This window comes from Rathayibacter sp. AY1E3 (assembly GCF_002932235.1).
Classification (GTDB): Bacteria; Actinomycetota; Actinomycetes; order Actinomycetales; family Microbacteriaceae; genus Rathayibacter.
On sequence record NZ_PSVN01000049.1, the window covers coordinates 1 to 1,402 of the forward strand.

Consider the following 1,402-nt stretch of genomic DNA (forward strand, 5'->3'; position numbering starts at 1 on the left):
CGACGGCCCCGGCCCGGCCCGCCTCCGTGCCGGCCGCCGCCGCGCTCCCCGTCATCGCGAAGCCGCCGATCCGCAAGCTCGCGAAGGACCTCGACGTCGACCTCCTCGAGGTGCAGGCCACCGGCCTCGCCGGCGAGGTCACCCGCGACGACGTCATCCGCCACGCCTCCCAGGCCAGCGTCTTCCGCAACATCCAGACCCCCGCCTGGGGCGACGACCGCGAGGAGCGCATCCCCGTGCGCGGCGTCCGCAAGGCGATCGCCGCCGCGATGTCGACGAGCGCGTTCACCGCGCCCCACGTCAGCGTCTTCGTCGACGTCGACGCGACCCGCACCATGGAGTTCGTCAAGCGCCTCAAGAACTCGCCCGACTTCGCCGGCGTCAAGGTCTCGCCGCTGCTCATCATGGCCAAGGCCATCATCTGGGCCGTCCGCCGCAACCCCACCGTCAACTCCGCCTGGACCGACACCGAGATCGTCGTCCGCCACTACGTCAACCTCGGCATCGCCGCGGCCACCCCGCGCGGACTGCTCGTCCCCAACGTCAAGGACGCCCAGTCGATGAGCCTCCTCGAACTGGCCCAGGCCCTCGAGAAGCTCACCCTCGACGCCCGCGACGGCAAGACCACCGCCGCCGACATGCAGAACGGCACCATCACCATCACCAACATCGGCGTCTTCGGGATGGACACGGGCACCCCGATCCTCAACCCCGGCGAAGTCGCGATCATCGCCCTCGGCACGATCAAGCAGAAGCCCTGGGTCGTCGACGGCGAGGTCCGCCCCCGCTTCGTCACCACGGTCGGCGGCTCCTTCGACCACCGCGTCGTCGACGGCGACGTGGTCAGCCGCTTCGTCGCCGACGTCGCCAGCGTGCTGGAGGAACCGGCGCTGCTCTTGGATTGAGCGGATTCCTCCTTCGTCGTCATCCGCTCCGCGGTCGGCTTTCCGAGGGGCGCGTTTCGTGGAGCGGGGAGCGTACCGCTACGGCGAATCGCTGGAACGCGATTCGGCGGTGAGCTCGGCGGTGCTCGATGGAGCGGATTCCTCCTTCGTCGTCATCCGCTCTACGGTCGGCTGTACGAGGTGGGGGCGTGCCGTGGAGCGGGGAGCGTACCGCTACGGCGAATCGCTGGAACGCGATTCGGCGGTCAGCTCGGCCCTGCGGGCGAGCGTGCGCTGACGTGGCTCGGCCCTGAGGGCGAGCGTGCACGGATGCGGCTCGGCACTTCGCTGTCGCGGGAGGGCGGGTGGTCTCCGCTGAGGGTGCGGTGGGCGCCGGCGCCTGCGACGGCGCGGGGCACGGGCCGCGGCTGCGCCGGCGGGAGCGGGGAGAGCGGGGGAACGGGGCAGCGGTCAGCGGGGGGAGACCGCGAAGGAGTGCAGGGCGAGGGCGTCGCTCA

General features: G+C 71.5%; 1 protein-coding gene. It reads left to right on the plus strand.

Features of this window, described 5'->3' with window-relative positions; genetic code table 11:
• Window positions 1-905, plus strand: a 905-nt coding sequence (locus C5C53_RS16700; RefSeq protein ID WP_146084699.1) for a dihydrolipoamide acetyltransferase family protein, incomplete at its 5' end; no start/stop codon positions are given.
• Window positions 906-1,402 lie beyond the last annotated feature (497 nt).